Source organism: Bacillus sp. UNCCL81 (genome assembly GCF_900112535.1).
In the GTDB taxonomy this organism is placed as follows: Bacteria; Bacillota; Bacilli; order Bacillales; family Bacillaceae_G; genus Gottfriedia; species Gottfriedia luciferensis_B.
On record NZ_FOMF01000015.1, the window covers coordinates 72,494 to 81,643 of the forward strand.

5 protein-coding genes, 2 rRNA genes and 1 riboswitch are annotated in these 9,150 nt (G+C 34.3%); all 7 genes read right to left on the minus strand.

Translation table 11 applies throughout. The features are described from left to right. Nucleotides 1-71 precede the first annotated feature (71 nt). Nucleotides 72-1,367, minus strand: coding sequence for an adenylosuccinate lyase (gene purB, locus BM319_RS22160; protein WP_069032643.1), 1,296 nt, complete (start codon nucleotides 1,365-1,367; stop codon nucleotides 72-74). Beyond that, a complete protein-coding gene (gene purK / locus BM319_RS22165; protein ID WP_069032642.1) occupies nucleotides 1,364-2,512 on the minus strand; it encodes a 5-(carboxyamino)imidazole ribonucleotide synthase in 1,149 nt (382 codons plus the stop codon). The genes purB and purK overlap by 4 nt, the downstream gene beginning before the upstream one ends. Further along, the gene (gene purE, locus BM319_RS22170) at nucleotides 2,509-2,994 is read right to left on the minus strand and encodes a 5-(carboxyamino)imidazole ribonucleotide mutase (protein ID WP_069032641.1); all 486 of its coding nucleotides are present in this window, start codon (nucleotides 2,992-2,994) and stop codon (nucleotides 2,509-2,511) included. Before purE ends, purK begins: the two co-directional genes overlap by 4 nt. A 133-nt stretch (nucleotides 2,995-3,127) precedes the next feature. Further along, a riboswitch (purine riboswitch) is annotated at nucleotides 3,128-3,229 on the minus strand. A gap of 246 nt (nucleotides 3,230-3,475) precedes the next feature. Beyond that, entirely contained in the window at nucleotides 3,476-6,994 is a 3,519-nt protein-coding gene (locus BM319_RS22175; protein WP_091024726.1) for a S8 family serine peptidase, read from the minus strand. Nucleotides 6,995-7,491: 497 nt separating this feature from the next. Continuing rightward, complete coding sequence (locus BM319_RS22180; RefSeq protein ID WP_091024728.1) at nucleotides 7,492-8,589, minus strand: PRK06851 family protein; 1,098 nt, start codon at nucleotides 8,587-8,589, stop codon at nucleotides 7,492-7,494. Between the two features lie 258 nt (nucleotides 8,590-8,847). Further along, nucleotides 8,848-8,963: ribosomal RNA gene (gene rrf / locus BM319_RS22185) — 5S ribosomal RNA — on the minus strand. 58 nt (nucleotides 8,964-9,021) lie between these two features. Then, nucleotides 9,022-9,150: ribosomal RNA gene (locus BM319_RS22190) — 23S ribosomal RNA — on the minus strand; the annotation flags it as partial.

A 9,150-nucleotide genomic window follows, 5' to 3' on the forward strand; every position in this document is an offset into this window, starting at 1 on the left:
TTCTGCTTTATCTGTTATTTGAATTGTTTGGCTAAGAATTTTTTTCTCTAATCTTAGCCAAACAATATTTATTAATTTAATCCTAAGCGTTCAAAAATTGTATCGACTTGACTTAAGTGGTAGCTGTAGTCAAAGCAATCATTAATTTCTTCTTGAGATAATAAAGAAGTAATTTTTTCTTCTGCTTCTACAAGCTCTTTAAACTGAACTTGAGTTTCCCAAGCTTCCATTGCTTTTGGTTGAACAGTATCATAAGCCTCTTCACGTGACATTCCTTTTTCAATTAAAGCAAGAAGTACACGTTGAGAATAAATTAATCCGTAAGTACGATCCATGTTACGTTTCATATTCTCAGGGAATACTGTAAGGTTTTTAACTATATTTCCAAATCGATTTAACATGTAATTTAAAAGAATTGTTGCATCTGGTAAGATGATTCTTTCTGCAGATGAATGTGAGATATCTCTTTCATGCCAAAGTGATACATTTTCATAAGCCGTTACCATGTGACCTCTAATTACACGAGCTAAACCTGTCATGTTTTCAGATCCAATTGGATTACGTTTATGTGGCATTGCAGAAGAGCCTTTTTGACCTTTTGCAAAGAATTCTTCAACTTCACGTGTTTCACTTTTTTGTAATCCACGTACTTCAGTTGCAAACTTTTCAATTGAAGTTGCAATTAAAGATAATGTTGCCATGTAGTGAGCATGACGATCACGTTGTAAAGTTTGAGTTGAAATTGGAGCTGCTTGAATTCCTAACTTTTCACAAACATATTCTTCAACAAATGGAGGAATATTTGCGTAAGTTCCAACAGCGCCTGAGATTTTACCTACTCGAACTGTTTCAATCGCATTCTTAAATCGCTCTAAGTTACGTTTCATTTCTTCAGTCCATAATGCAAGTTTTAAACCAAAAGTAGTTGGTTCTGCATGTACACCGTGAGTACGTCCCATCATTACTGTGTACTTATGTTCTTTAGCTTTCGTTTCAAGAATTCCAATGAAATTCTCTAAATCTTTTAATAAGATATCATTTGCCTGACGTAGTAAGTATGAAAGTGCCGTGTCTACTACATCTGTTGATGTTAAGCCATAATGTACCCATTTACGTTCGTCGCCTAATGTTTCAGAAACTGCACGTGTAAATGCAACTACGTCATGACGTGTTTCTTTTTCAATTTCATAAATTCGGTTTATATCGAAAGAAGCTTTTTCTCGTAACACCTTTACGTCTTCTTTAGGAATATCTCCTAATTCAGCCCATGCTTCACATGCTAAGATTTCAACTTCTAACCAAGCTTTAAATTTGTTTTCTTCTGTCCAAATTGCTGCCATTTCTGGGCGTGAATAACGTTCAATCATATTTTTACCTCCACCGGGTTTTGTTCCCAAATCCCTAACTCTTGTACTTTTTGCATCGCTAGTTCTGTTGATGCTGCCATTATATTAATATGTCCCATTTTACGGCCATTTTTGCTTTCTTCTTTACCATAAAGATGGACATTTAATGTACTATCATTTTGCATTACTTTCAATACTTCTTCAACATGTTCACCTAATATATTCACCATTACAACTGGTTTTAGTAATTCCGTATTCCCTAATGGTAAATTACAAACCGCTCGAATATGCTGCTTAAATTGTGAAGTTTCAACTGCCTCCATTGTATAGTGTCCTGTATTATGTGGACGCGGAGCTAATTCATTAATATAAACTTGCTCATCTTCTGTTACAAATAACTCAATTGCTAAAACACCTACAAGATGAAATGAGCTAGCTACTTTTTTTGCATAGCTTTCTGCTGTTTCTATTACTAATTTTGAGGTATTTGCCGGTACAGATGAAGTATGCAAAATTTGATTTATATGAACATTCTCTGCTATTGGAAACGTACTTACCTCTCCATTACTATTTCTTGCGACAATTATTGACAATTCTTTTTCAAAAGGAACCCAGCCCTCAAGAATACATTGCTGTTTTTTAACAAGTTCTAACGCTTCAACAAAGTCTTCTTCAGATCTTAAAACAACTTGCCCTTTTCCGTCATAACCACCTGTTGTCGTTTTCAATACAGCTGGTAAACCTATTTTCGTAACTGCTTCAGAAAATTGCTCTTCATTTTCTACTAGTCGAAATGGAGCAACCTTAATGCCTAAATTTTGAATAGCTGTTTTTTCAGTTAATCTATTTCTTGTTAGCTTTAATAACTCACTACCTTGAGGTAAATAAGAATGTTCATCTAAATACTCAAGTGCGTTTACATCTATATTTTCAAATTCATATGTTATAACATCACTTACTTTCGCAAGCTGTTTTATTGCTTCTATATTAGAATACTCAGCCGTAATCTCTATATCAGATACTTGCCCACAAGGCGAGTTTGGAGTAGGATCTAAAACAGCTATTTTATAGCCCATCTCTTTCGCTGAAAGCGCCATCATTCTTCCAAGTTGGCCTCCACCGATGATTCCTATTGTTTGTCCTGGTAGAATTACTTTGCTATTCATAGTGACTCACTGCTTTCTAGAACTTGTTTAGTAGTGTTTTCACGACGAGTTTCTAATGCTAAATAAACTTCTTGATCTTGGATACTTAATACTTGAGCTGCAAGTAAGCCTGCATTCGTCGCACCTGCTTTACCAATTGCAACAGTCGCAACAGGTACTCCACCTGGCATTTGTACAATTGATAATAATGAATCTAATCCATTTAAAGCTTTTGATTGTACTGGTACACCAATTACTGGAAGTGTCGTTTTTGCTGCTACCATTCCTGGTAAGTGAGCAGCCCCGCCTGCACCTGCAATAATTACTTTAATACCACGTTCTCTAGCTGATTCTGCATACTCAAACATTAAATCTGGTGTACGATGTGCCGAAACAACTCGTTTCTCATAGTTGATATTCAACTCTTCTAACACATCACAAGCATGTTTCATTGTTTCCCAATCACTTGTACTCCCCATAATGACACCAACCACCGGTTTCATCTGCTTATCCCCCAAGTTTATTCGCTATTTTTTTATGTTTATCATAAATTTTAAACAAAAAACGCCTAAATAGATTTATCCCTCTATGGTGAGGAAAGATAATCTACTTAGGCGTATACTTAAATACGTACACGTGTGATTAACTTCCCCTCATAGTCCAGTAATTTAAGGTTACTAGGTAGAAACTTTTGGGCCATATTCCCAAACTTATATGAGGTTTGCTAAATTTCCTATCTCTATAGTATCAATTTATAACTCTTTTTTCAATAAAATATGAATGTTTTTCTTAAAAAATATTTTAATGTTCGTGTTTTGCTCGGTTTTTTACATTCTATGATGTCTATTTTTATTAAATTACTGATAGCAACTATAATGTTTTTATTTCTTATTCGGATTTTTACAACGAATGAATCATTGAAAAACAAAAAAACTATCTATCCCTATAATAATTGGGAAAGATAGCTTTTTCAATTATTGACTTTTATTGAAGAACTGTTACTTTAGTCGGAGTTGAAGTTACTTTGAATCCATCTTTTGTTGTGACATCAGCAGAGATGTAATACGTACCGTTTGGTAAGTCTGATTTTGGCATCCACTTTGTATGAATTTCTTTTTCATTTTTATATTCGAAAGTATCTACTATATTTCCACTTGCATCTTTTACATTGAACTTCCAATCTACTCTGTTTTGAGCAAAGAAGTCGACTGATGCTACTCTATTTTTACTTATATTGTTAGTCGGATATACGCTACCGTTTGAAAGAACCATCCATTCACTCATATATTTTGAACTTTGATCGCCCCAAGTTGTGTATGAGTGATTAAATGCGTTGTCAGCTCCACCAATAACAATGCTCTTAGGTTCAACGTTAACTATCATTGATTGCGCTGCTCCTGGTGTATAGTAGTTACCGTTGACCCAAACCATTGATGCAGCATATCCACTATCATCATCTGTACCCTTCCAGGAAATTTCATACTTACCACCATCTTTAGGAGTAACTTTAATATCTGTGACTTTAGGTAGTACTGAATCAACTTTTACTGGCATTTTCACTTCTTGAGGTTTTGCACCTGGATAATCTAAAGTTGTTCGGATAACATATTTATAATCCCCGTCTGGAACAAATTCTCCTGACTCATCTTTCATGTCCCAAGCATAAAGTTCATTATAACTTGTATCTCCAAACGACATGACATTTTTCCTGAATTTATATGGAGTTCCGTTAAATTCACTAAAATCACCTAAATATTTAACCACTTTACCATTTTGATTTTCAATATACATTTCTGTTTTTGCTAAATTCCGTAATGCTGTAAATGAAGAATAAATTCCATTTAAATGGAAGTTTGGTGATATGGCAATTTTGCTAAGATCAAATGTACCCGTTGTAGAATTATATCCTTTAGGATAACGTTCTGAAGTTCCATCCCAAAGAGCTGTGTATCCTAAAAATGCATCTTTTTCCCATGCAGGAGCATCAATATTTCTTGGTTCATCCCATTTTCCATAAAAGCCCATGTAAGGAACTGAAATTGGTACAGCCTTATCTTCGTCTTTTGCCACCGGAACTAATCGCACGAATCCTTCAACAAAACTATTTTTCGCTAATGATTCTGGTAGATTTACATTAATTGTCAGCATCTTTGACTGACCTGGCTTTATTTTAAGCAACGAGCCATCTTTATAAGTTACTTTATTATCATTTACTGTAATCGCTGCACCGTCAATGCGTTCACTAGTTAAAGTTAAATAATCCTTAGAATCAAGTGTGCCATCACTGTCTAAGTCAAATTGCTTCGTTTCTGTTTTATCTTTTAACAAATCTACGTATACATTGTATTCGATATCAGCACTATTATTTTTTCCTTTAGGAGCATCAAATGCATCTACATTTAGTTTAAAGCTTGTGTTTTGTCCAATTTCTTTTAAAGCTACTGCACCAGCTTGCTCTAATGGTGTATTTCTACTTGTAACAACGACTGGGGTATTGATTGCATTTTGTATTTGCATTAAACCAGAGCCTTGTACGCGAGGCGAATACGGAACTTCTCCATTTGTTTTTGGATCCATTACAATTTTTGATGTGTTCATTAAAGCAATTTTTGCTTTTAAAGCTGTATTCTCTGAATGTTGTAATCCTTTTTCATAAAGTGACTGTAATACTAACGCAGAACCACCTGCAACATGAGGAGTTGCCATTGATGTACCGCTCATTACTTCATAATCATTTCCAGGTACAGTTGAATAAATATTACCACCTGGAGCAGACATTTCTGGTTTAAAATCTAATGTACTTGGAGCTCCATATGATGAAAAATAAGACATCGTATCTTTAATTGGGTTATCAATCCAAGTATCTCCGGCAAGTTTCATTTTTACAACTTGATTATTAGATAACTTATCGATTAATTCTTGTCCTACAGCTTTACCAGTTGTTGCAGCTGGTATAGAAGTATCTGCAAATTTCATATATGGATAATCACCCATACTAGTAGGTGGAACGACAATAACAGCCTTTGCTTTATATTTCGCGGCATTAAATTGAACAAACGAATATGATGTATATTGATTATTCATTTTTGCTACAACAATTTTACCTTCAACATTTTTTGTACTAAAATCAGTAAGCTTTGATCCTTCACCTACATAAACCATTTCATACTCTTGACCTGGGGTTAAGTTTTTAGATAGTTTAAAGTTTTTACTTGGTGCAAACATAGTTTGGTCTTGGAAAGGTAGTTTAAATCCATTAGCATCACCTAGAGTATTTAAATGCATTTTTGTATTTTCATAAGAAGCAACTGATAAAGCATATGGACTTACTCCGGGTGCACCTACTGTTCCAATATCCGGATTATCTGCATATGGCTGCATTGCTGAAGGATATAATAATCCATGCTTTGTACTATATGATGAGTTACCAGCTGCAACTACAACAAGCGTACCTTGTTCAGTTGCTAAACGAATTGCTTTTTGAACCGGATCAAAATCCTCACCCACGAAACCTGCATCAACACCTAAACTCATATTGATTACATCAGCACCCATTGTAACTGCATGCTCTATACCTGCGATAATGTCATCCTCATAAGCACCACCTGCTGTATCGGAGAATACTTTCTCAGCCAATAATTGCGTTCCAGGAGCGATTCCTTGAACACCGCCAGTCGCATCGTTACCATTTGCACCAACCGTACCTGCTACATGCGTACCGTGTGGACTTCCATCGCCTCTAGGAATAACATCTGTATCATGATCAGCCCAATCATAGCCTGTTGGTACTTTATCTGTGTACCAAACATCATTTACAGATGTAGCATCTAGTTTACCTTTAATTCCACTTTGAGTTAATTTCTCTTTTTGTTTACCCTTTTCAGTCAAAGTCATATCCTTATGAGTATAATCGATACCAGAGTCTACAACTGCTACAAGTAAACCTTCTCCTTGATAACCATATTGATTCCAAACTTTTTGTGCTTGTACTAACTCTTTACTTGCAGCCATCGTTTCATGGAATGTTCTCGCCACGCTTACGTTCATTACACCAGGAATCGATTTAATCTCTTTTAAATTTTGATATTCCGTCTCCACACTAAATCCATTGAACCCTTCAAAAAAGCGTTGTTTTAATTTAGGGGAATTTGATTTATCCTTATTATTTTTTGTGATTTCTTCGATTACTTTGTCTTGCTTTTCTTTAAATAGAGATTTTTTGTTTACTGTAGAAGTTTCGGAAGTTGATGGTTGTTCAATTTCTACAATAAATCGAACTTTATCTGTAGGTTTATAAGTTTTCTCAGAAACTTCCTTTTGGTTATCTTTATATAAGTCTCCTTTACCATTAGAACTTTGGTCTAGTAATTGAGGTACTTGATCCTCAATCTCTTGAGTTGTTGAATCATTATTTTCAGCAAGTGCTGTATAAGATGAGAAAATCAAAGATGAGATTGCCACTGAAGTCATTACTTTAAACGGTATAATTTTAGTGAATTTCATTTATTCCTCTCCTTTTTGCGAATGTATTGATTCGATTATGTATTTGCTTTAATACTATGATTAAGAGGTTAGTAGTTTAATAACTATAGAACGAGATTAGTTTGGGTTAAACCTAAGCCCTTACCATTAAGTAAGTAAATAAAATACAATTTAAATGTACATTCAACATATAACGAAGTAAATTGGGGGAAATTCTTATGAAATGAAGTGCCTTTTTTCTACAAATAATTACAAAAAAATTTTTTAATGGTATTCTTAGTTGTAAAAATGATAAATAATAAGACGAAAAATATAATAAAGCGTCGAATTTTTTTTATTAAATAGATTAATTTAAAACTTGATTTGTGAAAATATAAAGAAAATTCAATTTATTTAATCCATCTTCTCGAATACCTCAGTAAAAAATGATTAGAAAGTACTAATAGTTTTATAATGAATCTCTTCCAAAATAAAAAAGGCGCACCAATGTGGTTACACCTTTTCCAAATTATAAAACCTTAATTATTAATCATACTTTCAATTTCCTCTATCAATTCAGACTGTATTTTTTCAACTTTTGAAAAGTCCATAGCACTTATATAAATCGCTTCTAATTCGTCTCTAAGGACTTTAGCTTCCGCCAAATACGATATTGCTTCTTTCATTTTATCTTTATATGAATTAGTTGTTCTTTTTATTTCAGTGGCGTATTTCTCATCTGTTCCTGGCGTAATACATCTTTCGTACATATCAATAATTTCGTCATTTTCACGATCGGGAAAATATACATGTGGTGCTGTACTGTCAAAGATCGCAATTCCTTTTTCTGGAATAATTACCATGTCAAGACTGTTTGGATCAAATCCACAATGATATATCTCTACATCAAAGCCTCTCTCTTCTCCTGCAGCTGCTATCTTCTTTAACATTGTTGATTTCCCAGAACCAGCTCTACCTTTAATAAAATATCGCTTTTCGATTTCTTCTGTTAAATTTTGAATATAATCAACCGCACCACTTGGAGTTGCTGCACCTAAAAATCTATGTTTTACTTTGGAGTCTTTTTCAGTATTATTGTCATTACCATAAAATAACGCTATCAATTCGTCAGTCAGTTTATTAGCTTCTAAAAAGTCCATATTGGAAATATAAATTTCTTCAATCTCATCATGAGCCCTTAATGAAGCCGCAAATGTGTTATATGCTGTTTGAAACTTCTTAGAAATTTCAGCATTTAGAGATAGTATTGCTTCCTTGTGTACGGATAATTTCTTAGAATCCCAAGCAACACCTAAATTCACATATTCCTCAATAACGCCTGGAGCTTTTGGTTCAATTACATGTGGTGCTGTTCCGTCCACTATACCTATTTGAAATTTCGGGATAATTAAGCCATCAACTGAATTGGTATCTGAAGAACAATGTAAAAATTCAATATCGATTCCTTTATTTACAATCAATTCTCCAATTGTTTTCATTAAAGTTGATTTCCCAGTACCTGGACCACCTTTTAGAATGAATAGTTTATCTAAATCCTCTAAAGCTGAGTCATAGAGATTATAAAACCCTTTTGCAGTATTACCTCCTGCATAATAATTGAGTATTTTTCCTCTCATCTTTTTCCCTCCATTCAATCTAGGTTATGTAGATTTATATTTAAGGGTGTTTGCCCAGCATTAATATTATTGTTTACTTTATTTATTTTTAGCAAAAGTAAAGTAACCTTTTTATTTTTATCGGAACTTGTTGGTGATTCTTAAGTTTGTCTTTTAGACTTCAGATTTATTCTCTCGATACGTAAAGTCATGATAAGTACTGACATTTCCATATTTGAACACAAAAAAACATCAGCCTAATAGCTGATGTTTTTGATTACCAGGCGACGTTCTACTCTCACAGGGGGAAACCCCCAACTACCATCGACGCTGAAGAGCTTAACTGCCGTGTTCGGTATGGGAACGGGTGTGACCTCTTCGCAATAATCACCTGATTTGTATTTGAGTTGTACTTCGTACCCTCAAAACTAGATAATGTCATTATCAAACTTGTTAGTTAAGTCCTCGACCGATTAGTATCAGTCAGCTCCACGTGTCACCACGCTTCCACCTCTGACCTATCAACCTGATCGTCTCTCAGGGGTCTTACTAGCTTAACGCTATGGGAAATCTCATCTTGAG